At 68.4% G+C, this 21785-nt stretch carries 21 protein-coding genes and 4 pseudogenes; 8 read left to right on the top strand and 17 right to left on the bottom strand.

Translation table 11 applies throughout. From position 1 onward, the window contains the following. Positions 1–113 precede the first annotated feature (113 nt). The 9 genes and pseudogenes from B9S61_RS29450 to B9S61_RS29420 form a co-directional block, all read right to left on the bottom strand. Complete coding sequence (locus B9S61_RS29450) at positions 114–410, bottom strand: hypothetical protein (RefSeq protein WP_258039914.1); 297 nt, start codon at positions 408–410, stop codon at positions 114–116. Between the two features lie 71 nt (positions 411–481). Continuing rightward, positions 482–1267, bottom strand: coding sequence for an aminoglycoside phosphotransferase family protein (locus B9S61_RS29445; protein ID WP_258039913.1), 786 nt, complete (start codon positions 1265–1267; stop codon positions 482–484). Positions 1268–1286: 19 nt separating this feature from the next. Continuing rightward, a complete protein-coding gene (locus B9S61_RS29440; RefSeq protein WP_103544960.1) occupies positions 1287–2195 on the bottom strand; it encodes an aldo/keto reductase in 909 nt (302 codons plus the stop codon). After that, complete coding sequence (locus B9S61_RS29435; RefSeq protein WP_103544959.1) at positions 2192–3391, bottom strand: cupin domain-containing protein; 1200 nt, start codon at positions 3389–3391, stop codon at positions 2192–2194. The genes B9S61_RS29440 and B9S61_RS29435 overlap by 4 nt, the downstream gene beginning before the upstream one ends. A 16-nt stretch (positions 3392–3407) precedes the next feature. Beyond that, positions 3408–3554 (bottom strand): hypothetical protein, encoded by a 147-nt coding sequence (locus tag B9S61_RS41155; protein ID WP_181007597.1) that lies wholly within the window; start codon positions 3552–3554, stop codon positions 3408–3410. A gap of 177 nt (positions 3555–3731) precedes the next feature. Further along, on the bottom strand, positions 3732–3854 hold the full coding sequence (locus B9S61_RS42735) for a hypothetical protein (RefSeq protein WP_258039912.1): 123 nt from the start codon (positions 3852–3854) through the stop codon (positions 3732–3734). Then, positions 3851–4059: pseudogene (locus B9S61_RS42730) on the bottom strand (hypothetical protein). The gene B9S61_RS42735 and the pseudogene B9S61_RS42730 overlap by 4 nt, the downstream one beginning before the upstream one ends. Before the next feature lie 23 nt (positions 4060–4082). After that, positions 4083–4538 carry a hypothetical protein gene (locus B9S61_RS29425; RefSeq protein WP_103544958.1) on the bottom strand — a complete coding sequence of 152 codons (456 nt, stop codon included), beginning with the start codon at positions 4536–4538 and terminating at the stop codon, positions 4083–4085. Continuing rightward, a complete protein-coding gene (locus B9S61_RS29420; RefSeq protein ID WP_258039911.1) occupies positions 4538–4954 on the bottom strand; it encodes a hypothetical protein in 417 nt (138 codons plus the stop codon). Before B9S61_RS29420 ends, B9S61_RS29425 begins: the two co-directional genes overlap by 1 nt. Before the next feature lie 120 nt (positions 4955–5074). Here B9S61_RS29420 and B9S61_RS29415 point away from each other — a divergent pair, with 120 nt between their 5' ends. From B9S61_RS29415 to B9S61_RS29405, 3 genes are read left to right on the top strand one after another with little or no spacing between them, the layout of a single operon-like run. After that, complete coding sequence (locus tag B9S61_RS29415; protein ID WP_103544956.1) at positions 5075–6118, top strand: DNA-binding transcriptional regulator; 1044 nt, start codon at positions 5075–5077, stop codon at positions 6116–6118. Beyond that, positions 6115–6804, top strand: coding sequence for a YdcF family protein (locus B9S61_RS29410; protein WP_103544955.1), 690 nt, complete (start codon positions 6115–6117; stop codon positions 6802–6804). Before B9S61_RS29415 ends, B9S61_RS29410 begins: the two co-directional genes overlap by 4 nt. A gap of 28 nt (positions 6805–6832) precedes the next feature. Next, the gene (locus B9S61_RS29405; RefSeq protein ID WP_103544954.1) at positions 6833–7558 is read left to right on the top strand and encodes a WbqC family protein; all 726 of its coding nucleotides are present in this window, start codon (positions 6833–6835) and stop codon (positions 7556–7558) included. A gap of 155 nt (positions 7559–7713) precedes the next feature. Here B9S61_RS29405 and B9S61_RS29400 read toward each other — a convergent pair whose 3' ends face one another. The 7 genes and pseudogenes from B9S61_RS29400 to B9S61_RS29370 form a co-directional block, all read right to left on the bottom strand. Then, positions 7714–8850 (bottom strand): XRE family transcriptional regulator, encoded by a 1137-nt coding sequence (locus B9S61_RS29400; RefSeq protein WP_258039910.1) that lies wholly within the window; start codon positions 8848–8850, stop codon positions 7714–7716. A 19-nt stretch (positions 8851–8869) separates the two neighbouring features. Continuing rightward, entirely contained in the window at positions 8870–9679 is an 810-nt protein-coding gene (locus B9S61_RS29395; protein WP_103544953.1) for a hypothetical protein, read from the bottom strand. 200 nt (positions 9680–9879) lie between these two features. Continuing rightward, complete coding sequence (locus B9S61_RS29390) at positions 9880–11571, bottom strand: relaxase/mobilization nuclease domain-containing protein (protein WP_103544952.1); 1692 nt, start codon at positions 11569–11571, stop codon at positions 9880–9882. After that, the gene (locus B9S61_RS29385; protein WP_103544951.1) at positions 11568–12212 is read right to left on the bottom strand and encodes a plasmid mobilization relaxosome protein MobC; all 645 of its coding nucleotides are present in this window, start codon (positions 12210–12212) and stop codon (positions 11568–11570) included. Before B9S61_RS29385 ends, B9S61_RS29390 begins: the two co-directional genes overlap by 4 nt. Before the next feature lie 175 nt (positions 12213–12387). Beyond that, positions 12388–13203 (bottom strand): DUF2637 domain-containing protein, encoded by an 816-nt coding sequence (locus tag B9S61_RS29380; protein WP_258039909.1) that lies wholly within the window; start codon positions 13201–13203, stop codon positions 12388–12390. A 204-nt stretch (positions 13204–13407) separates the two neighbouring features. Next, positions 13408–14684, bottom strand: a pseudogene (locus B9S61_RS29375) (DUF3631 domain-containing protein). A 135-nt stretch (positions 14685–14819) separates the two neighbouring features. Then, entirely contained in the window at positions 14820–15062 is a 243-nt protein-coding gene (locus B9S61_RS29370) for an AlpA family transcriptional regulator (protein ID WP_006381078.1), read from the bottom strand. A gap of 467 nt (positions 15063–15529) precedes the next feature. Between B9S61_RS29370 and B9S61_RS29365 the strand changes: the two genes are divergently transcribed. Beyond that, complete coding sequence (locus B9S61_RS29365; RefSeq protein ID WP_103544949.1) at positions 15530–15844, top strand: helix-turn-helix domain-containing protein; 315 nt, start codon at positions 15530–15532, stop codon at positions 15842–15844. 1 nt (position 15845) lies between these two features. Then, positions 15846–17190 (top strand): annotated as a pseudogene (locus tag B9S61_RS29360) (tyrosine-type recombinase/integrase). Between the two features lie 67 nt (positions 17191–17257). On the opposite strand, the gene B9S61_RS29355 reads toward B9S61_RS29360, so the two are convergent. Next, positions 17258–17866 (bottom strand): hypothetical protein, encoded by a 609-nt coding sequence (locus B9S61_RS29355; protein ID WP_181007595.1) that lies wholly within the window; start codon positions 17864–17866, stop codon positions 17258–17260. A 304-nt stretch (positions 17867–18170) separates the two neighbouring features. On the opposite strand from B9S61_RS29355, the gene hemL reads away from it, so the two are divergent. From hemL to B9S61_RS29340, 3 genes and pseudogenes are all read left to right on the top strand, one after another. After that, on the top strand, positions 18171–19487 hold the full coding sequence (hemL, locus tag B9S61_RS29350) for a glutamate-1-semialdehyde 2,1-aminomutase (RefSeq protein ID WP_103544948.1): 1317 nt from the start codon (positions 18171–18173) through the stop codon (positions 19485–19487). Further along, entirely contained in the window at positions 19484–20176 is a 693-nt protein-coding gene (locus B9S61_RS29345) for a histidine phosphatase family protein (protein ID WP_103544947.1), read from the top strand. Before hemL ends, B9S61_RS29345 begins: the two co-directional genes overlap by 4 nt. Before the next feature lie 155 nt (positions 20177–20331). Further along, a pseudogene (locus B9S61_RS29340) lies at positions 20332–21678 on the top strand (hypothetical protein). The last annotated feature ends 107 nt before the right edge of the window (positions 21679–21785 follow it).

Genomic DNA, 21785 nt, shown 5'->3' with positions numbered 1-21785 from the left:
CCTGCGTTCCGCGTAATTCAGCGGCATAGAGTCACGAATCTGTGGTCTGACCTGCGCGGACATGGGTGAGGGCGCCTGAGAGGCGTTTCTCTAGGCGCTGGTGTTCGTGCTGGTCAGCGGGGTGTGGGTTCGAGGGCGATGATCTGCTTCGGTGCGGGGATGCCGAGCTTGGCCAGGAGGTCGGTCTGGGGCTTGGTGAGGGTGGTGACCTGCCGGAACAGGCCGGTGGGGCCGGTGAAGGTGCCGAGGTGGAGCCGGTCGAGCTCTCGGCGGACGGTCGTCCAGGTCGCACCGGTGGTGGTCTCTGTGATGCGGATCAGCAGCAGAGCGAGCCAGCAGAGGATGACGTGTGCGCGTATGCGTTCCTCGAGCCGGTGATAGACGGGCCGCAGGTCGGTGATCTGCTTCATGTCCCTGACGCTTCCTCGTCTCGTCCAGGGCCAGTTGAAGAGCGCGCCACTGGCCGCCGCTGACGAGCCAGTCAAGCAAGCTCCGCACCCAGTGCCCGGAGCGTGGGGACCAATTCGGGGTGGTCTCCACGCGAGGCTGACTGCAGCAGTTCGGTGATGACGATGATCTGCGCGACGCGTCCGGGTTCTGTCTTGAGTACGGGGAAAGCGTCCCGGACACGCTGGAGGAATCCCGGCACGAGCAGGGAGTACGCCAGCAGCATGGCCGCGTCGTAGCCGGCGGGCGCCCGGCCGAAGCCTTCCCAGTCGAGGAGGTAGGGGGTGGTGTTGGTGAGGTTGGCGGTGTGCAGGTCTCCGTGGGCTGTCGTCCAGTCCGTGATCCGGGGGCCGGGGATGCCGAGGAAGCGGGGGACGCTTCGGTCCACCCACTCCTGGCGTACGGCCACGCGGTCCGTCGGGACCCTGCTCACGTAGTCCAGGTCCGCTCGGAGCGAGTCCCACCATGAGAGCGGCGGATCGGGATCCGTGTGCAGGACTGGGCTCGGAGAGACAGCGGGTTCGGTGACGTATTGGTGCAGTTCCGCGCGGTAGGCGTGGCCGTCGCTGCTCGTGTCCGAGGTGTCGTACAGCAGCGGTTTGCGGACGTGCCGGTCGAACAGTTCGGCAGCCTGGCCGTTGCCCTGCCAGATCTTCCCGGCCGCCTTGTCCTCGGGTGCCGAGAGCAGCCTCAGCCAGCAGACTCCGCGGTCCGGGTGCCGGACGCGGCTGCTGAGGGTGCGGCCGTACCAGCCCCAGACCTCCGGACCGACGACCGTGGTGTTCAGCGTCCGCGCGGCCTGGACGAATGCCCGGTGCATGCGCTGTTGGTCGGCGAGGTCAGTCGGCGGCGAGTACATCCAGCACCTTTCGCAGCGTGGGGACCGGGATGGCCGGGCTTCGCAGAGCCGCTTGCGCCTCGGTCCAGTGTGCCGGGGTGGAGGTGGAGAGCAGAATCCGCGTCACTCCCGGGCAGGAGGCTGTGGCGAGGAGGCATGCCTGGGAGACGGTTAGATCCGGGCTGAGGAGTGCGGTGAGTTCGGGTGTGGCCAGGTGGGGAAGTTCCCCGCCGAACAGGGGTGCTGAGGCGTACACCTGCCATCCGAGTTCGGCTGCCAGAGCGATCGGACCTTTTCCGTCCAGGGCCTGGGCGAACGCGGTGGCGGTGACGAGGGATACGGGCAGTTGGATGGCTCGCAGGTGGTGGCGTTCCGTGCCGGCGGCTTCGACCGCCAGTCGGTGCAGGGAGGGGATGCTCAGGGCGCCGGTGTCGAAGCCGTCCCAGGTGGCGACGCCGTACGCGCTCAGGGTGCCTGCTGCCGCTTCTGCTTCCAGGGCGATGAAGGCGTCGCGCAGGGATTCGTACGGATCGCCGTCGGTGCGCTCGGGGTTGTGGGTGAAGACGAGGTCCAGGTGGGCGCGGCCGAGTTCGGTTCGGTTGCGGGAGCACTGCCAGTGGACGTACGGGGTGCTCAGGCAGTGTCCGTGTACGGCGGCATCGGTGGTGAGGGCTCTGTCGGCGACGGCGTCCTTGGCGGCCCGGTCGGTGAGGAATCCGACCTTGGTGGAGACCGGGACACGGTGCTGGGTGAGAACCGGGGCGAGTAGTGACTGGGCTTGTCCGTTCAGGTAGTTGGGCGCAGTGTCGATCCATGCGGTGGTCGGGTCGGCGGCTGCGCGGATGACGGCGTCGGACAGTGCGCAAGGGCTGATGCGGTAGGTGCCCAGACCGAGAGATGCGATCGTCATCGTCGGTTCCCTTGCACCACTGTGGCTGCTTGGCCGTTCATCAGATCGGAAATGACGGCCGTCACGTCCGCGATGGGGATTCCGGTTGCCGCGACCAGTTCTCCGAGGGAGACGGTGCCGGGTGCGGCGGACGTCAGGCGCTGAAGCAGAGGCAGGGCTTCCTTGGCCAGCTCCCATTCGTTGTCGCAGGCTCGGAAGATCACTCCGTCCCCGTCCGGCGCGGGGCTTATCTGCGCGCGACTGCTGGTCAGCCGGATGCGGATGTCCGGGTCTGCGGGGAGGAGCCCGGTGATGTGAGGAAGGCTGGGGCGGAGGCGGGTGAGGTCGGTGGTGTTCCGCATCGCCGTGTAGCGGCCGAGCAGCCCGGGGTCCTCGAGGGCGGTGGTGACTTCCCTGCGCAGTCGCTCCAGGTACGTGGCCTGTTGCGCCGCGGTGGCGTGTACGGGCAGGTCCTCGCGCAGGACGTCGTGGCGGCGTAGATCGTCGGCGAGCCAGGACAGCAGCTGCGCGCCCGTGGTGGTCTGGATGCCGAAGGTGAGGTGGAGGGAGTGCTCGCCTTCGGAGGCGGCCACCGAGTGCCACCAGCCGCGCGGGAGATAGAGCATGTCCCCTGGGCGCAGGACCAGTTCCGCGGCTGGTTCCTCCGGCGGCGGTTCGGGTTCGTCGGTGTCCTTGTACATGGGGGCGGTGCGTGTGGGGCCGTACAGCTTCCAGCGTTTGGCGCCGTCGACCTGGATGACGACGACGTCGTGGTCGTCCCAGTGCACGCCGAAGCCCTCGCGCGCGGTGAAGGACGCGTACAGGTTGGTCTGCACGCCGGTGCGCAGCCACTGCTCCAGTTCCATGGCGGCGCGGCCGATGGGTGGGTGGAGTTCGTCGACGGCGTCGATGACCAGGGAGGCGCCCTCGGCGAGTCGGTCGTGCAGTTCGGTGGGGTGCAGGCGCTGCCAGACCGTGTGTCGGCGGGTGGTGACGGGAGCGGTGTAGCGGTGGGCGGGCAGCATCTCCCCGTTCGCAGAGAGGCGGAAGCGGGGCGGCTCCAGGCGATGCGTTGCCAGGATGGTGTTCACGTCGTCCCAGGTGATCAGCTCACCCGGGTTTGGGATGGCGGCAGGGATGTGGCGGTAGCGGCGGTGGAGCACCTGGGCCAGGAACTCGTCCTGGCCCAAGTGAGCCGCCAGATTCAGCGGCGACAACGCTTCTCCTCCTGGATCAGTCGTTGCCGTCGGTACGGCCGGTGCTGCCGCCGTCGGACGGGGTGACGCCCCGCTCGCGGGCGGCCTGGATGCGGCGACGTGCCTTGACCAACCCGGTCTGGGCCGGTCCGGTCTCCGGGTTTGTGGCGGTGTTGTTCGGCATTGCTCCTCCTGGGGTTCGGGGATGAAACGGCATTGCAGACCCGTCCCGGACGGCGCTTGACCTGTCCATGGACTCGGGCGGTTGATCCGCCCGGGACGGGGCTTACAACCCGCCCCTGCCGGGGCTTATCGGGTGGGGGGAACCTCTCGATCGGCTACGTCCGGCAGGGACGAGAACTCAGGGGCCGGCCGGGGCGGTGGAGACCGCGACACCGATCACGAAGCCGCACGAGGCGGCAATCAGCACGGTCGGAAGCGGGCCGGTGTACCGCGCCAGGCGGCTCACGACGTGACCTGTCACGGCTTCCACCAGGCCCGCCAGGGCCGGGTGATGATCTCGCGGTATGTGTGATGTGAGGGGTTGCGGCCGCCGTGCTCGAACACCCAGTCCTGCGGTTCGGCGAAGTCGATGCTGGGTCGGGAGGTTCGCCGCAGACGGCGCATTGCATCGCGTACGTGGTCGGCTCCGCATCCGGCTCCCGGTCGGGCTGGATGGTCCACTCCATGTGGCAGATGACTGCGCGGGTATTCACCGGCCTGCCTCTTCGAACTCGGTCTGTCTGCGACAGGCGCCGGAGGGCTCCTCCTGGCCGGCGAGGACGTACGGATGGGACAGTGCGGCGCGGAGGGTGTCGACGTCCGTGAGGGTGTTGTCGTCGGGCAGTTCGCACCAGCCGCCGAACCAGTCGTCCATCAGCTCAAGGCCAGGGGCCACCAGCCAAGAGTTGCTGGAGAGATGCCGAACGGGCAGGTCGTCCCAACTGCCGAGGGTGCCGGTCCTGATCGCGTAGTAGAGGCGTTCGTTGGGCTTGTCGTACAGCACGGGGCCGATCGCCGCGCCGGTGGCGCGGAGGTGAGCCAAGGCCAGGAAGCTGATGTCCGCGGGGATCCGTACGAGGTCCCAGTAGCCGCCGACTTGGAGCAGGCGCAGTCCGGGTACATCGTTGACCATGAGGGCGCTCCGCAGTGCTTCGCGTAGGAACATCACGTGCCTCCTTGCCGTTGGAGGCTGGAACTTGCGCCGAGTGAAGGCGAAGGACCAGTGGTCGCCCTGGTGGAACGGACCACGATCAGACGGGTGCTGGTCGCGGTTATCTGCCGCTTCCGCTCGTTGGCGGTGTGCTTGGGGCCGAGGTGGCTGAGGACGGGGATCACGGTGCCGTAGGTGTCGGGGAGTTCCAGGGCGTCGAGGAGGCCGACGAAGGCGGGGGAGCGGACGGTCACGGTCGCCTCGCGGTCGGTGAAGACCCCGCACAGGGTCAGTTCGTGCCGTCGGCAGTACTCGGTGAGGCAGTCGACCAACGCCGCGTGGCGGGCCTGTCCACCGGTGACGTGGCGTATGTAGCCGAAGACATGTGGGCCGGTGACCGGGCGGCGTTCCGTGATGAGTTCCTCGTCCATGTCCATAGCGTCGGCCGGCGTGACCGGCCTCGAAATGACCTGCTGTTGTACTTCCGTTGCACTTCTCGCCCTGCGTCGTCACAGAGGGTGCTTACATACGTGACGGAGGGGAGGTAATCCGTGGTCAGCGTGCAGCAATGGACAGGCCGGGAGGCGAGCGCTCTGCGCGCTGCCCTGCGGATGAGCACGCGCGCCTTCGCCGAGCACTTGGGCGTCGCCCTGCGTACGGTGGCCAAGTGGGAGAGCCTGCGCGCCGAAACGCAACCGCGGCCCGATACGCAGGCGATCCTCGACACCGCGCTCGCTCGTGCCGATACTGCAGCCCATGCCCGGTTCGAGGCAGTGCTGTTCCCAGAGCGGAAGAGCGCGAGGCCGGCGGACTACGAGACCTGGACCGAGGACATCGAGCGGGCCGTGGTCTGCATCAGCCGCCAGAACTTCTCCTTCGCCTCCACCTTGTTGAACCGCTGGCTGGGGGGTCACGACCCGCACCGCCTGGCGGACAAGGGCCTTTATCTGTACGGCCGTTCGCTCGTCCTCCTCGGTGACCTTCAGCGGGACCAGGGCGCGATCCTCGGCCCGCTCTCCGCTCTTCACTCCTACCGGACCGCCCGTGGCATGTTCACCGAACTCGACATCCCGCGCCGGGTGGCACAGATCGAACTGTCCCTCGCCGTCGTACAGGAGATGTCCGGCCAGCTCGAAGCCTCCGCCCGCCACTACGAACTCCTCGCCACCGACGAGCGACTGAGCCCTCGCGACCGAGCCAGGTCCCGGCTCTGGGTGGGTACGGCCTTGAGCAAGGAGGGCAACAACGAGTACGCCACCAACGTGATGACGACCGCCACTCGCGCGTTCGAGGACTTGGGCGAGCCGGAGGACTGGTCGGTCGCCCACCAGAAGCTCGCACTCGCACACCGCGGCGCCGGTGATCTGAAGCAGGCCCTGCACTACATCGAGATCGCGCGTACCACCGGCACGGTCGACTCTCCGATGCAGCGGGTGCGGTTGGACACCGCGTACGGGCACATCCTTCTATCGGATGCGGCGACCCGGAATGATGGGCTGTCCGTCCTCGATCAGGCGGCACAGGTGGCTCAGCAGTTCGGGCTGAGCCACCAGATGCGCAGCATCGAGGGCATCCGTAGAGGCCAGCAGGGATGAGCCAGGGAGTGCACGTGCCGGAGCACCAGCAGCACCAGATCACCGACGAGCAGTTCCACGACGCGACGTTGATCTGGAACTACCACCAGATGGGCCACGAGCAGCGGTCCTGCTCGGCGGCGATCGGCCTGGGCAGCCACGACCTGGGCGTGGCCACCACGGCAGCCGACCTCTACCGCGCCAGCCTCTTCCCCATCGTGGTGTTCAGCGGCGGTAACAGCCCCACCACCCGAGCCCGCTTCCCGCGCGGCGAGGCCGTCCACTACCGCGAGCATGCGCTCGCCCTGGGCGTTCCGGACGAGGCGATCCTGGTGGAACCGAAGGCGGCGAACACCGGCCAGAACATCACCTTCTCCCGCGAGCTGCTGGCCGACGCCGGCGTGGAGGTGGAGTCGCTTCTGCTGATCTCCAAGCCGTACATGGAGCGCCGCTCGTACGCGACCTGCCGCAACTTGTGGCCGGACGTGGAGGTGGTCTGCGCCTCCGAGCCACTTGAGTTGGACGACTACATCAAGTCCATCGGCGACGAGAAGCTCGTCGTCGACATGCTCGTCGGAGACCTGCAACGGGTGATCGAATACCCGAAGCTCGGCTTCGCCGTTGAGCAGGCCGTACCGAGGGATGTCCATGACGCCTACAAGCGCCTTCTACAGGCTGGATTCGACAGCCGTCTCATCAGCACCTGAATCACCCCGCGCCGGTCCGTCGGATGGCGTGTGCGCGATTCATCAACCGAACTTGTTTCCACGGCTGTCCACATTGGCGAAGCTCTTCGCCGCCGACCGCTGGATCGTCCTCGACGATGTGCAGTTCGCCCGGCGCGACTACCAGCACCGAGCCCGTCTCGCCGCCTTGGACGATCCTGGCCGGCAGCAGTGGCTCACGCTCCCGACGCACCTTCCCCAGGGGCGCGCGACCAGGATCAGCCAGGCCCGGCTCGTCGATCCCCGCCGCTCGCGACGGACGGTCGAACTGCTCGTGCGCCAGTACTACGGCCACAGCCGCTACTGGGATGCCGCGCGTGAGGTTTTGGACGCGGTCTTGTGCATGCTCGACACCACAGACCGCGTGGCCGACCTCACGAGAGCATCGACAATCGCCCTGCTCACCGCTCTTGGCTGGTCAGGAGAAGTGCTACTCAGCAGTGAGATTCCGACCCGTCAAGGCCGGTCCGAGCGCCTTGTCGATCTCGCGGCAGCCACCCGCAGTACCCACTATCTGTGCGGCACTGGCGGGCTGCGCTACCTCGACGCTGATCCGTTCGATGCCTGCAGCATCCCGGTGCTGCCTTTCCGTACACCTGTGGATGCGGATGATCTGCTCTGGCAGTGGGCCCGGAGGACCAGCAGCCTCTGGGCCTTGAGCAAGATCGGTCCCGAGGCGTTGGCGAACAGGCTGGCTGCCCAACGAGGAGCTCGCTTCCTTGCAGCCCGGGCGTGACGAGGCTGAATAACTCGGACAAGAAACCCTTCCCGCGTGTCCTGAGCACGGTTACCCACGTCCGCCTGGCGCGTGCACCCGTGGATCCGTTCCTCGGAGCGCGGCAGACTCCCGGTTGAGGTGGTGGCCGGGCGGGACGGCGCACGAGCTGCCTACTACTGCACGAGGCGTAGGACCGGCCGCTGTTCCTGGACGTCGAGCAGTTCACGAACGCGCTGGGGCGTCCAGGCCAGCTCATGGGCCAGTGTTGCCACCGACAGATCCGCTTCCTTGTGGGCCAGTTCGAAGGCTTGGCGCAGCAGTGACGGCTGTTCACCGGTGTAGTTCGATACCGACTCGGGGATGAAGCCGGGCTGGCCATCCAGCGCGCGAAGGCGTTGATATGTGCGGCTGGTCGTGGCGTCGGAGATCAGGCCGAGTTCACGGCATCGGTAGACGAGCGAGTGGATGGAGACGCCCCAGACCTGCCTGAGCTCGGCCAGGCGCGCTAGGTCCATCCGCTTGGGCAGGTGGGGAAGGACGCTGTCCTGAGGGGTGAGGAACTCGGCGGCGAAGGCGTCGGCTTCCTTCTCCTGACGGCTGTCACCGGTGGCGTCGCTGTGGAGTACGAGGTGCCCGAGTTCGTGGGCAGCCGTGAAGCGGTGGCGGTAGACGTCATCGGCCCGATTGGCAGTGAGGACTACGAGTGGGCGTGCAGCCCTGGTGGAGAACGCGTCCACGGTCGCCGCCGAAGGATCGGACGCGGGAGGCATCACGACAACGATGCCGTGGGATTCCATGCGTCGGACGAGGTGGGTGACCGGCCCGCCTCCCATACCCCAACGCCGCCGCAGCTCGCGCGCTGCCGCTGCCGGGTCCGTGGGCAGTTCGGCTCCAGGGTGGACCTCACCGCCGGCGAAGCCGGGCAGGTTCACGAGGGGAAGTTGAATCCGCCGTTCGAGGGCGTAGGTGAGTTCCCACACCTGTTCGGCGAAGGCCAGGGCCCGTTCCCTCTGGGACTTCGGCGTGCTGCGAAGGCTGCGGAAGTGGGCCATGGAGGAATCGAGTCGGCTTGCCGGACGGCCGACCAGGAAGAACGTGGCAGGTACGCCGAGTGCTTCGGCGAGGCGCGGGATGAGGTCCGGGCGAGGGCGGGAGACCCCCGTCTCGTACTGGCCCACGGCTGCCGGGGTCACCCCAAGGGCATTCGCGACGTCCTTCTTCGTCATCTCGGCCAGCCGACGCGCCTGCGTCAGCCGGGCGGGATCGAAGCCGTCGGAAATGGCGCGGGGCGTTGTGCCCCGCTCCTCCAAGCCCGGGATGAGGTCGTGCTTAATCGTTCGCATCGTCTTCGCTGGTCTGGTCCTCGCGTAGCTCTGCTTCGGTCAGGGGCGGAACGTCGCGCTGCTGATCAACGTTCCCACGCGACGACAGCGTAAGGGTCGGCTCTGCCCCACCGTCGAAGCTCGTCAGCTCCCGCTCGGACGACGTCGACTGCTTGGGGATGCTCCTCAGATGCTGCCCGTGGAAGGTGACGGTGTCAGGCAGCGTAAGTGCCTCGGGGAGCGTCGCCCACTCCAGGCGTCGGTCCGCACCCAGTGCGGCCATGCCCCAGTGAGCCTCCAGCAGCTCGGAGGCGTTGCAGGCGAAGGGAACCAGGACCAGGCGCGTGCCGGGCGGCACGGTCGCGAGACCACCTCGCGGCTCCACCACCTGACCGCTCTGGTCGAGGTCGTCGAAATCGAACGCGCCCTGCACGTCGGCCGGGTCGGGCGCGAATGTGAACAGCTCCTTCACCAACCGGGACTCACGCGGGATGCGGGCTGTGCGAACGTCCGACATGGTCTTCGAGTAGAGGAACGGATAGAGCAGGCCGTTTCCGACGATCATGAGTTCGAAGGGGAACCCGAACGGCTTGACGGGAGTGGAGCCGGGCAGATCCTTCAGTTCCTCCCACACTCGCTCGAACTGGCCCTGCCAACGGGCCGAGCCGTAAGTGTGGTTGGTACGCGAATCGGCCTGTTCCTGCGCGGCCTGGGCGTTGGCCTGCATGTTCCGCAATGCCTGCCCGAGGCCCACGCGGACCGCGGACGCCTGCTTGCCGAACACCTCGGTCGCCCAGGATGAAAGAGGCACACTCATGCGGACGACTCCTCTGGTCGGGCTTCGCATTGGAGCACTTAACTGCCAGGCAGACTTTAGTTGATGTAGGAGTTTTTGCACAAGTGCTTCTCTGTAGCGCGTGATCTGCTCGATTGCTGGTCGCCGCAGGGGCGACAACCGCCTGTCCATCGCGCATGGTTCATTGGCTCGGAGGCTGCGTTCGGGCCGTCAACCGTAGGTCAGCGGCGGCGTTGGCCACTGGTGGCGGACTGCTGCGCGGAAGGCTGCCGTGTCGATGTGGGCGGGGTGCGCCGGGTCGAAGCAGAGTCAAGAGTTGGTGTGCTGGGTTCTGACGGCGCCGTGAGACGTTGGATGCGCCAGATCAGGACGCGTGCGGCAGAGCCTGCGTCGTCCAAGGCCCGCTGGTCGGCTGCCTGTTGGAGGAGCCGCTCCGGGTCGTGTCCGGCTGCTTCTGCCTCGGCGAGGGCGACTGCGAGGGCGTCGAAGGCGGGGTCTGCGATGACCTGCTCGGCGTGGTCGGGAACGACCTGGCGTAGGCGGCGGATCTGCCGCTCCACGGCCTGCTGGGGCGGTTGGCGCTGGGCGAGGGCGGCCAGCGGCGCGGCGGCGGCGTGGTCGTAGGCGGCCTGGAGGTGGAGCAGGGTCTGGTGGGCGGCGGTGACTTGCTGGTCGTGGCGGTGGAGTTGGTGCCAGCGGGCGGCGGCGATGACGACGAGGATCGCGGCGTCGAGGAACATCGCCACGACAGCTCCGTCCCTGGGAGCGGGCTCGCGGACCATGGCTCGCACGGCGCCGCGAAGAGCACGGGCGTGGTGGTGTTCGGCCCGGATGCGGGAGCGGGTGGCACGCTCGAACGCGCTGGCTGCCTCTCGGAGTTGGGGCCGAAGGGTCTGGGGTACGAGGAGAGGGAGCGCGTCGAGGGCTTCGCCGAAGGCGGCGAGATGGGCCTGGGACGCTTCGTCGTCAGCCTGGTCGAGGCGGTGAGGGATGCGTTCGGCGGTGGCCGTGGCCTGGTGCCAGGGGTTGGACCTGCGTCGGCCGGGCTGATTGGTCGGCTGCGGCTCGATGTTCTCCAGGCGTTCCTGGATCCTGGGGAAGGACAGGTCCGGGGCGAGTTCGGAGCCGGAGAACCAGACGGACTCCTTGTCGGCAGTGGTGGTGTCCTGGCTGGCGAACTTGTAGCCGCGTACGTCGCCGGAGGGGAAGTGGACGACCTCGACGAGCACGCCGTCGGTGTGGTTGAGCAGGTGGATGAACTCCTCGGTGCTGGTGGCGGCAGCCACGGCGGCGCGGATGGTGGCACGCAGGCGTTCGCGGGCGGGCTTGTCGTGGCCGGAGCGGCGGGCCTTCTCCTGCTCGGCGCGGGTGGGGCGCTTGGCGGCGGTGCGGTCTCCGCGTACGACTTGGAAGAGGCCGTATTCCTTCTCGATGGCGACGAGTTCGCGGTCGGCGGTGAGGTAGTCGTTCCAGTGGCGGGCGGCGCTCAGGTCGGCGCGGACCTTGGTGGCGGCGATGTGGATGTGGTCGGGGGCATGGCGGACGGCCACCCAGCGGCAACCGTCCGGATCGCCTTCGGGTGCGATGCCGGTGGTGGCCACGATGCGGCGCGCGATGTCGGCCCACTCCTTGTCGCTGAGGTGGCGGTCGGTTGTGGCGGCGCGGATGGAGCAGTGCCACGTGTGCTTCTCGGGGGCACGGCCGAGCCGCCGGGCCTGCTTGACGTGCAGGTTGAGGTCAGCCACGAGGAGCTTCTTGGTGGCGTCGAAGTCGTCGGTGCGGCCGGGGTCGGGGGCGAAGCCGTCCCAGGAGGCGACGAGGTGGGGGTCGGTGTGGTCCTTGGCCTTCTTCGTGTCGAAGAGGTACCGGACCAGGCCCGCGGTGTCTTGGCCACTGCTGATCTTCGCGATCATCGGGCCGCCCTCTTGCTGACGGCGTGGTTCGCGGCTGCTGCGATGTCCCTCACGGTCGTACCGACCGCGCCCAAGGTACGCCCGGCCTGGTTCAGGACGGCGGTGTCCCCAGAGTGTGGACGGTCACCGGAGTTGAGCTTCTTGGCGATCTGGCTGATGTTGTGGCCGATCTTGGCGACCTCGCTGCGCAGGGCGGTGAGTTCGTCGATGTAGTCGTCGAGCGGGGTGCGCTGGCCTGGCAGGGCGAGGCCGCCGTGGATGTGGGCCATGACGACGGCGCCGACGTAGTGGGCGCCGGCGATGTTCAGCGACCGGGCCTTGCGCAGGATCGCGGTCTTCTCGTCGACGCTGTAGCGCACGTCAACACGCTCTTTGCGCTGCACGGCTTCGTGCTTACGGCGGCGGGCGACACGGTGCAGCGCGGCGGCGTCAGCGGCTCGCGACAGCGGAACGGCAGCGGTGTCTACGGGCTGTTCCCTCTCGGGCACCCCCTGGTGCCCGAGCACCTCCGCCACCCCCGGGGCGGAGGCTTCCCCGTTGGGCCGACCCTTGGACGGTCCAGCGGGATACCTTGCTGCGCTGTTAGGGGTGATGGTCATCTCCTGTTGGGTGGTGGGCAGTTCGTGGTGTGGGTCGTGCATGGGGCGGCTCTCCGTGATGCGTGGGGATCGGGATGGGGAGCGTTTCGGCGCGTCTGGGTCTTGGAGGCGGCTGACCGTGGTGTTCTGGCTGCCGTACTTGAAGGAGCAGGGTGCGGCGGCCTACCGGAAGTCCGGAAGTAGTTCCGGGCTTCCGGTAGGCCGGGCTGCGGGGACGTCAGGCGGAAGGCAGGAGCGAGGCTGACGCCGCTTCGTGCTCCTCCGCGAGGAGCGCGGTCACCTTCGTCAGGCGCCCGTTGGAGACCTTGCGTCCGTGCACGTCCCGGATCTCCTCCGCGATCGCGTCACGGTCGACCTCGCCCATGCGCTCGACCACAGGGCGGGCCATGGCCAGCAACTCTTCGAGTGACGCATTTGGCGGCCGACCGGTACGCCGGGGTGTCGGAGCGGTCTGCGCCGGAACCTCATCGCCGGAATCCGGCGAGGGGGCAGCGAACACGCCGGGGTGGTCTTCGGTAGGAGTCGGGGGCTGGACGCTGTCCCTGCCGATGTGGCGGTGGGCGAGGGCTTCCTGGCGGTTGCCGGTGTTGACCTCCTGGGGGTGGGAAGCGGGCTGGCGTCGGATGACGATGTACAAGTGGACGGCGCCGGCCAAGGCGAGCGGGGGGATCGCGGACAGGACGCCCACGGTGACGTCGTCGAGTCGGAGGCCGTCGCCTGCGCGGGTCTGCTGGTTGAGGCGGACGGCGTGCAGGGCGTTGGCCCAGATGCTCGTAGCCGTAGCCAGGCCAACGAGCGCCCGCACGTACGCGCGTGAGAGCCGTGGTGCGTTGCCCAGCATGAGCAGGGCGGCGACGCCGATGGCGATGAACCCGTCGATCACGAGTGGGAAGGCGTAGGTGAGCAGCCCGCGGATGTGGATGGCGACGGCCATCTGCCGCAGGGCGTCGTAGGAGAGAGCGAAGGCGAACGCGGCGAGCAGGGCGATGCCGGCGCGGATCGCGGAGTGCGCGGTGACGGTGGGGAAGACCAAACGGAGGTACTCCAGGTGAGGTTGGGCGGTGGCTGTCGGCGCGGGCAGGGAGGCCGCCGTGAGGTGTGGTGTCTCGTACCACTCGTCGCATGCCTGGTCAGAGCAGGTACGAGTGGCGTGGTGATGTCGAGACGACTCGTTGCGGGCTTGTCACTCGTCCCCGCGCTGACCTGGGCGGGGACGAGTGCGACGAGACAAGTCGGGTCAGGCCGCGCTGTCAGGAAGTGGCTCGGCCTCTGGCCGGGTGGGCTCGGCCGCAGGTCCCGGTTCGGGGCAGTAGCGGGCCCAGGTGTCGAGGAATTGGTTGCGGGCGAAGCCCTTGGCCTGGGTGCCGTCGGGGAAGCGGCGGTTGGCCGAGCCGATGCCGTAGGGCTGCAGAAGTAGTTGCAGGCCGGCGGCGTCACGCCGTGTGCGCCGTACTCCGCCCACGGTGCTTCCTTGTCCGCGTTGAGGTGCTCCAGCAGGCGCCTGGTGCCCAGCACCGCGGGGTCGTTCTCGGCGGCGAAGGTCCGGCGGATGCCGACCAGAAGGCGGGTGCGCAGACCGCCCTCCTCGTCCTGCCCCGCCTCGTAGTCGGTCATGACGCGGCAGGCGGTGCGGGCGAGCGCGGGCCATTCGCCTCCGGCGAGATCGGCGATGACCACCAGGGGTTCCCAGGTGTCGGCCGCGCGGTCCTCGACTGGCATGAGCGGCTCCATCTCCAGCGCCCACTGGTACAGCGGCTGGAGCCAGGCAGAGAGCCGGTCGCGGATCGCGTGCAGGGCGGGGGTGTCGCGGTGGGTGCGGAAGTACGCCACCTTCTCGCCTCCTGCCCGGCGCCGCATCCGGATGACCACCGACCGGTCCATCACCGTGTCGGGCAGATCACCGATCCCGGCAAGCGCCGCCATGGCGAACGTGGGGAACGCGGTGGGCTTGCGCTCGGGCCCGGTCACCCGGAGCGTGGGCCGGTTGCGCTGGTGACCGGCGTTGATCAGGCCGCGCACCTCCTCGTTCTTCTCCGCCGCCTTGACGGTGCCGAAGAGAGTGTCGGCCTCGTCGACCAGGAGTGTCGGCGGGTCCTCGTCGTCGATCGAGCGGAAGATCGCCGCCGCGCTGGCGTTGACCGTGATCAGCGGGTTGCGCACGGTCTCGGTCACCACGTCCAGCAGTCGTGACTTGCCGCACCGCTTTTCCGGAGCCACGATCGCCAGACGCGGTGCGTGCTGCCACGCGCGCTGCAGGTGCGTCGCCGCGGTCCACAGCGTGACCGCGGCGAGGGCCTCATCATTCGGCATCACCACGTACCGCTTGATTTGCGCCCGCAGGTCAGCCAGGATCTGCGCGCCCTCGGGCAGCGGCCCTGCTGAGGACGCGTCGTCCCGGTCCCCGTCCGCGGGAAGTGCAGCGGGGATGGCCAGCTGGCCGGGGATGGCGACGACGGGTGGCAAGTCGGGCGTCGCGGATGAGGTGGGGGCGGTAGAGGACGTAGGTTCGTCCACAGGCGTTCCTCCCTGGTGGGCCGGACGGGCAAGCCCGGCCCACCGGATCGATCATTCATGGGTGATGGGGCAGGGACTCTGCGGCTCTCGGCGCTGGCTCGCCGAGGGCCGTTTCGTTGTCCCGGAAAGGTGGCTTCAGACGGCGAGGCGGTACGCGGACTGGGAGTTCACCCAGGCGTCCACCTCGGACCAGCGGTAGCGCAGGTGACGGCCGACCTTGTGGACGTTGGGGCCGATGCCCCGGTACTTCCACTGGTAGAGGGTCTTCACGGGCACGCCGAGGTAGACGGCGACCTCGGCCGGGCTGGCGAGCGGGCCGCGCCTGGCAGCCTCGGCGATGGCAGGGGCGTTGGTATTGCGGGAGGAGGTATTCGGCACATGGCTCCTTTTCGGTCTTGGACATCGGGCCTGGACAACACAGCCACACCCCAGGCGGAAAAGTCCAGAGTTGGTTCTTTAAACTCTCCAGCACTTCTCTGTGTTACCGGCGATTCCAAAACAGTAAGTGCGGATCCCCCGGTTGCCGAAATCGCTCCAGCGGATGCAGAAATTTTCTGCGGCGAACCGACCGCCGGAAGGGTCGGAATTCGGTACCTCCGCAGCTCAGAGGTTATGACTGGCAGTCGTAGGTGACACGGCCAGCCCACCAGGCATCGCGTCCGAAAATAGTTTAAATCGCCCAAATCTGGGATGCGGAGGGAAGATAGCACGGCTTTCCAAGTGAAAAGGCTCGCGATGTACCGGAATTCAATGAGACGAACACCGCTTTGCCCCGGAACGACTTTTGGAGAGTTTGAGAACCAGCTCTTGCCATAACGCCCGGCCGCAAGTTACAGCTATCTGTCATGGCATCCCGACCTGTCGAATTAGGCCCCGCCGGCCTCCACTCCGCCCGCGCTATCGAGTGCATACGCCTCGCGCGCGGCCTGACCCAGCACCAGCTCGCCGCCCGCTGCACCGCAATGGGCCGCCCGATGACCAACACCGCCCTCAGTCGTACCGAACGCGCCCGCCGCCGCTGCGACATCGACGACCTCGTCACGATCGCCGCGGCTCTCGGTATCGCGCCGGTGGCCTTGCTGCCGCTGTGGACCGTTCACGGTCCCGTGTCCCGCTTCGGTGGGTCCCCCGACGACATCCAGGGGGCCCTTCTTGGCTGACGTGTACGACCGTTGGCACAAGTCGCACCCCAAGCCCACCGAAGTCGAGTGCGGCGAGCACAAGAGCCGTACGAAGAGGATGGTCCCCACCGCCGATCACGGCATCGGCAAGCGCTGGCAGGTCCGTTACCGCGATCTGGACGGCCGACAGCGCAAGGAGAACTTCCATACCAAGGCCGAGGCGGACAACCGTGCCGCCGAGGTGGACGTCGAGATCCGGCGCGGTTTCTACGTCGTCCCCGCCGAGACGAAGCAGACGCTCGGCGCCTACGCGCAGAAGTGGCTCGACGCGAACTCCGTCGGCCCGACGACCGCCCTCCGCTATGAGGCGACTGTCCGCAATCACATCGTCGAGCAGCTCGGCCAGCGCGAGCTGAGGTCCCTCAACCAGCCCTCGATCATCCAGGGTTGGATCCGGACGCTCCAGGACAGCGGCCTCGAAGTGTCGACGATCGAGGGCATCTTCGACATCCTCTCCAGCATCCTCGGCGCGGCCGTGGAGGACGGGCTGCTGCCGAAGAACCCCTGCAAGGCGAAGTCGGTCAAGCTACAAGAAGGTCATCCCTTGGTCGTTGGAGCGCGTACGCGCCGTCATCGCCGGGCTGCCGAAGCGCTTCCAGGCCGGCGGCAAGCTCGCCTTCGGCTGCGGCCTGCGCCAGGGCGAGGTGTTCGGTTTCGCCGTCGAGGACATCGACTTCAAGGGTGGCTGGATCCACGTCAACCGTCAGGTGCGGCTCGTCGGCACGAAGGCCGTCTTCGCCCTGCCCAAGGGCAACAAGATGCGGTCAGTGCCCCTGCCGGCTCAACTTGCCGCCGCCTTCAAGGTCCACATGAAGGAGTTCCCGCCCGTCGCCGTCACCCTGCCCTGGGCCAAGCCGAACGGCGAACCGAAGACCTGCCGCCGCCTCCTCTTCGTCGACGAGAAGAGCCGGGCCTACAATCGCAGCGTCTTCAACATGGGCGCCTGGAAGCTCGCCCTGGCCGCCGCCGGCGTGATCCCTCCCCGTGAACGCGGCGCGAGGTACCTCCAGGCGGCCCCGGAAGACGGCATGCACGCCCTCCGGCACGCGTACGCCTCCGTGCTCCTGGACGCGGGGGAGAGCATCAAGGCGCTCTCCGAGTTTCTGGGCCACTCGGACCCCGGCTTCACGCTGCGCACGTACACGCACCTGTTGCCGTCCAGCGAGACCCGCACCTGCAAGGCCATCGACGACGCCTTCACGGAAACGGGAACGGGAACGGGAACGGGAGTCGAGGCGGAAGACAACGGCGACCCACCCGTCGCCCAGGGCACACCAGTGCCCCCACCGAAACCCATGTGCCCTCAATGTGCCCTGGCCGCCTGACGGCCCTTCCGGGGACATGAAAAAGGCGAGGCCCGAAGACCTCGCCCGCCACCAGTGAAACCCCAGGTCAGGGCCACACCAAGCAATAAGGCTGATGCCCCGCCTCATGCAACCGATGGCTGAAGTCCTGCCACTCGTGCAGCAGCTGGTACACGTTGAACGCGTCGCGGGGGCCGCCCCGGTCCGGGACGGTGGACCAGATGAAGGCCGCCGCGCCGACCGCTTCCTCGCCTATGCCGCGCAGCGGGTCGACGACCGTCATGGGGAGCTTCACGACCGCGTAGTCCGGGTGCAGGACGACCAGTTCCAGGGGCGGGACCTTGTGCAGGGGGACGCCCTCGATGCCCGTGAGGACCATCGCGGCCATGGTTTCCGGCTTGATCTTGGTGAACATGCCGTTCATGCCGAGCTCGTCGCCGCCGAGCTCCTCGGGGCGCATCGAGATCGGGACGCGGGCCGCGGTGGCGCCGTCCGGCGCGCCGAAATACTTGTACGTCACCCCCACCCGACCACCATTCCCGCTCTCGGCTCCTCTCAGGGGGCCGGTCCGATCGGGCTCGCCGCGTGTCTCACGCGTCTCGTCCGGGTCCTCCACCTCGCGCCGGTGCTTTCCCCGCCTGGCACGTCGAGGACCCAGGTCGTCAGTCCCCTCGCCCAGTCCGCCACCGCGATGCATATCTCCACCCGACTGCTTTTCTAGGACGCGTGGCCCCCGCCGCGCAACCCGATCATCGTGACAGTGACCTCCCCCACGGTCGCACGCCGAAACGTGCGGTGAAACATCTTGTCCGGGAGGTCCTCGCAGCCCTCCGTCGCCCTGGCTGTGTGAGCTGTGTGTACCGGACGCCAGTTTCGCAGATCACGGCCGCACGGGGGCCGGATGCCCGGGGCCGCCGCTGGCCTACCCTGAAACACGTCACACGCACCCGCAGCCCGGCGAGAGGCCGGGACGTCGGAGAAGGTCGGAGAAGTCGCAGGTCATGAGCGAACTGCCATATTCGTACGAAGCCCAAGCCTCGCAGGCGCTGTTCGATCGTGCCGCGGCCGTCACTCCCGGTGGCGTGAACTCACCGGTGCGCGCCTTCCGCGCCGTCGGCGGCACGCCCCGGTTCATGGTGTCCGGAACCGGGCCCTATCTGACCGACGCCGACGGACGCGAGTACGTCGACCTGGTCTGCTCGTGGGGCCCGATGATCCTCGGGCACGCGCACCCCGAGGTGATCGCCGCCGTGCAGGAGGCCGTCGCACGCGGTACGTCCTTCGGTACGCCCGGCGAGGGAGAGGTCGCGCTCGCCGAGGAGATGGTCGCCCGGATCGAGCCGCTGGAGCAGGTGCGGCTGGTCTCCAGCGGCACCGAGGCCACCATGTCGGCGATCCGGCTCGCGCGCGGCTTCACGCGGCGCACCAAGGTCGTCAAGTTCGCCGGCTGCTACCACGGCCACGTCGACTCGCTGCTCGCCTCCGCCGGCTCCGGAGTGGCCACGTTCGCCCTGCCGGACACGCCCGGCGTCACCGGCGCGCAGGCCGGCGACACGATCGTGCTGCCGTACAACGACCTCGACGCCGTGCACGCCGCGTTCGCCGCGCACCCCGGTGAGATCGCCTGTGTGATCACCGAGGCGTCGCCGGGCAACATGGGCGTCGTACCGCCGCTGCCCGGGTTCAACCAGGGACTGAAGGACGCGTGCGCCGCGAACGGCGCCCTGTACGTCTCCGACGAGGTCATGACGGGTTTCCGTACCAGCCGGGAAGGCTGGTACGGCGTCGACGGGGTGCGGCCCGACCTGATGACCTTCGGAAAGGTGATGGGCGGCGGCTTCCCGGCCGCGGCCTTCGGCGGGCGCGCCGACGTGATGGGCCACCTCGCCCCGGCCGGACCCGTCTACCAGGCCGGCACCCTCTCCGGGAACCCCGTCGCCACCGCCGCCGGGCTCGCCCAGCTGCGGCTGCTCGACGACGCCGCGTACGAGAAGGTGAACGCCGCCTCCGCGCGGATCCAGTCACTCGTCACCGAGGCGCTGACCAAGGAGGGTGTCGCGCACACGCTGCAGACCGCCTCCAACATGTTCTCGGTGTTCTTCACCGACCGGCCGGTGCGCGACTACGACGACGCCAAGGCGCAGGAGTCGTTCCGCTACACCGCGTTCTTCCACTCCCTCCTCGCCGACGGCGTCTACCTGCCGCCGTCGTCGTTCGAGTCCTGGTTCGTGTCCACGGCCCACGACGACCGGGCCGTCCAGCGCATCGCCGACGCCCTTCCGGCGGCGGCCCGAGCGGCAGCGGAGGCCACGGCATGAGCACCCCGGAGAAGGATCCCGACGTCACCGTCGTCCACCTGATGCGGCACGGCGAGGTCGAGAACCCGGACGGCGTCCTGTACGGCCGGCTGGCCGGCTACCACCTCTCCGAACTGGGCCGGCGCATGGCCGACCGGGTCGGGGAGCACCTCGCCCCCCGCGACGTCACGCGTGTCGTGGCCTCCCCGCTGGAGCGGGCGCAGGAGACCGCCGAGCCCATCGCCAAGGCGCACGGCCTGGACATCGCCACCGACGAGCGGCTGATCGAGGCCGAGAACGTCTTCCAGGGCAAGACCTTCGGCATCGGCGACGGCGCGCTGCGCCGCCCGGCCAACTGGAAGCACGTCGTCAACCCGTTCAAGCCGTCCTGGGGCGAGCCGTACGTCGATCAGGTCGTCCGTATGATGGGCGTGCTGAACGCGGCGAAGGACGCGGCGCGCGGACACGAGGCGGTGCTGGTCAGCCACCAGCTGCCGATCTGGATCGTGCGGTCCTACGTCGAGAAGCGGCGGCTGTGGCACGACCCGCGCAAGCGGCAGTGCACGCTCGCCTCGCTCACCACGTTCACCTACCGGGGGGACAGCATCGTCTCCGTCGGCTACAGCGAGCCCGCCCGCGATCTCGTCCCCGCACATCTGCTGGCGGGCGCCAAGCCGGTGAAGGGGAAGGGCAAGGCCTTCGGGGCCTAACGGCCGGGGCCCCGGAAGGTGACGGGCTCCCGGGATTTCGTTGCGAAACCGCCGCAATCGAGCGGGAACCCCGTTCTCCGTCACGTCCTCTGAATGAGTGACCACCAGAGGACGTGACGAAGGGGGACGCCATGGGCGCTCTCTCCCGCAGGGGAATGCTCGGGCTCGGTGCGGGGGCCGGTGCCGCAGCCGCCGTCTCGCCGGCCGGCTGCGGCGGTGGGGGCTCGGGCGGTGCGGCGTCCGGTGACGGTTCCGGGGGCGCCGGCCGGACCGGGTCACCTAAGCCGAAGCAGACGAAGACGGCCCGTCCGATCGGTGACGGCTCCACCTCCTTCACCGGCAGCCAGCCCCACCAGCCGGACCGGCCGGTGCCGCTGGAGCCGGGCCAGACACCCCCGCAGTTCGTCGTCTTCTCCTGGGACGGCGCCGGTGAGGTCGGCAACGGGCTCTTCCCGCGCTTCCTGGACCTCGCCAAGGAGCACGGCGCGTCCATGACCTTCTTCCTCTCGGGCGTGTATGTGCTCCCCGAGTCGAAGAAGCGCCTCTACGACCCGCCGAACAACCGGCGCGGGGCGCCTCCGACATCGGCCACCTCACCGACGACCACATCAAGGACACCCTCAGGAACCTGCGTCGCGCCTGGCTCGAGGGCCATGAGATCGGCACGCACTTCAACGGCCACTTCTGCGCCGGCTCCGGCAGCGTCGGCAACTGGACGTCCCAGCAGTGGCGCAGCGAGATCGAGCAGGCCACGTCGTTCGTGAAGGAGTGGCGTACCAACTCCGGGTGGACCGACATCGAGTCCCTGCCGTTCGACTACGACAAGGAGCTGACCGGCGGCCGTACGCCCTGCCTCCTCGGCCAGGACAAGCTGCTGCCCACCGCCCGCGACCTCGGCTGGCGCTACGACGCCTCGTCGCCCCGCGGACGGCAGGTCTGGCCGTCGAAGAAGCAGGGCATATGGGATCTTCCGCTCCAGCGGATACCTTTTCCCGGACGTTCCTTCGAAGTCCTGTCGATGGACTACAACATGCTGGCCAACCAGTCCCTCGACACGGCGAAGGCGCCCGCCCACAACTACCCGGGCTGGCGCGAACAGGCCGCCGGATCCTACATATCCGGCTTCGAGCGGGCATACGAGTCGAACCGGGCGCCCTTCTTCGTCGGCAACCACTTCGAGGAGTGGAACGGCGGCATCTACATGGACGCCGTGGAGGAAGCGCTCAAGCGCATCGGGCGGGAGAAGGAGAAGGGCGGCGACGTGAGGCTCGTCTCCTTCCGGCAGTTCACCGACTGGCTGGACGTGCAGAAGCCGGAGATCCTGGAGCAGCTCCGCACCCTGGGCGTGGGCCAGGAGCCGGCCGGAGGCTGGCGCGCGTTCGCGAGGGACTCCACCGGCTCCGCGGTCCGGTTCCGGGGATTCCGGCTCCGAGGGGACCGCCTCGGCGGGGACCGGCTCCTCCTCCGCGGGCAGCGGGACGGGTGCCGCCGGCACCGCCTGATATGCGGGATTCCGCCCGCAAGGGGGGTGCGCAAGATCCCCAGAACGGGCATGCGAAACTTTTCACATGAGTGCCGCCAGCCGCGCCCCCCAGCGCTCGAACCGCGC

Source organism: Streptomyces sp. SM1 (genome assembly GCF_002910825.1).
GTDB classification, from domain to species: Bacteria; Actinomycetota; Actinomycetes; order Streptomycetales; family Streptomycetaceae; genus Streptomyces; species Streptomyces okerensis.
The sequence above is the reverse complement of the archived record's forward strand: the minus strand, read 5'-3'. Positions and strand labels throughout refer to the sequence as shown.

What these genes read in the sequence shown, in the direction of transcription:
- B9S61_RS29450 (WP_258039914.1), bottom strand. Translation starts at nt 410, where the DNA reads ATGAAGCAGATCACCGACCTGCGGCCCGTCTATCACCGGCTCGAGGAA.
- B9S61_RS29445 (WP_258039913.1), bottom strand. Translation starts at nt 1,267, where the DNA reads ATGCACCGGGCATTCGTCCAGGCCGCGCGGACGCTGAACACCACGGTC.
- B9S61_RS29440 (WP_103544960.1), bottom strand. Translation starts at nt 2,195, where the DNA reads ATGACGATCGCATCTCTCGGTCTGGGCACCTACCGCATCAGCCCTTGC.
- B9S61_RS41155 (WP_181007597.1), bottom strand. Translation starts at nt 3,554, where the DNA reads ATGCCGAACAACACCGCCACAAACCCGGAGACCGGACCGGCCCAGACC.
- B9S61_RS29425 (WP_103544958.1), bottom strand. Translation starts at nt 4,538, where the DNA reads ATGTTCCTACGCGAAGCACTGCGGAGCGCCCTCATGGTCAACGATGTA.
- B9S61_RS29420 (WP_258039911.1), bottom strand. Translation starts at nt 4,954, where the DNA reads ATGGACGAGGAACTCATCACGGAACGCCGCCCGGTCACCGGCCCACAT.
- B9S61_RS29410 (WP_103544955.1), top strand. Translation starts at nt 6,115, where the DNA reads ATGAGCCAGGGAGTGCACGTGCCGGAGCACCAGCAGCACCAGATCACC.
- B9S61_RS29395 (WP_103544953.1), bottom strand. Translation starts at nt 9,679, where the DNA reads ATGAGTGTGCCTCTTTCATCCTGGGCGACCGAGGTGTTCGGCAAGCAG.
- B9S61_RS29390 (WP_103544952.1), bottom strand. Translation starts at nt 11,571, where the DNA reads ATGATCGCGAAGATCAGCAGTGGCCAAGACACCGCGGGCCTGGTCCGG.
- B9S61_RS29385 (WP_103544951.1), bottom strand. Translation starts at nt 12,212, where the DNA reads ATGCACGACCCACACCACGAACTGCCCACCACCCAACAGGAGATGACC.
- B9S61_RS29365 (WP_103544949.1), top strand. Translation starts at nt 15,530, where the DNA reads ATGGCATCCCGACCTGTCGAATTAGGCCCCGCCGGCCTCCACTCCGCC.
- B9S61_RS29355 (WP_181007595.1), bottom strand. Translation starts at nt 17,866, where the DNA reads ATGCATCGCGGTGGCGGACTGGGCGAGGGGACTGACGACCTGGGTCCT.
- hemL (WP_103544948.1), top strand. Translation starts at nt 18,171, where the DNA reads ATGAGCGAACTGCCATATTCGTACGAAGCCCAAGCCTCGCAGGCGCTG.
- B9S61_RS29345 (WP_103544947.1), top strand. Translation starts at nt 19,484, where the DNA reads ATGAGCACCCCGGAGAAGGATCCCGACGTCACCGTCGTCCACCTGATG.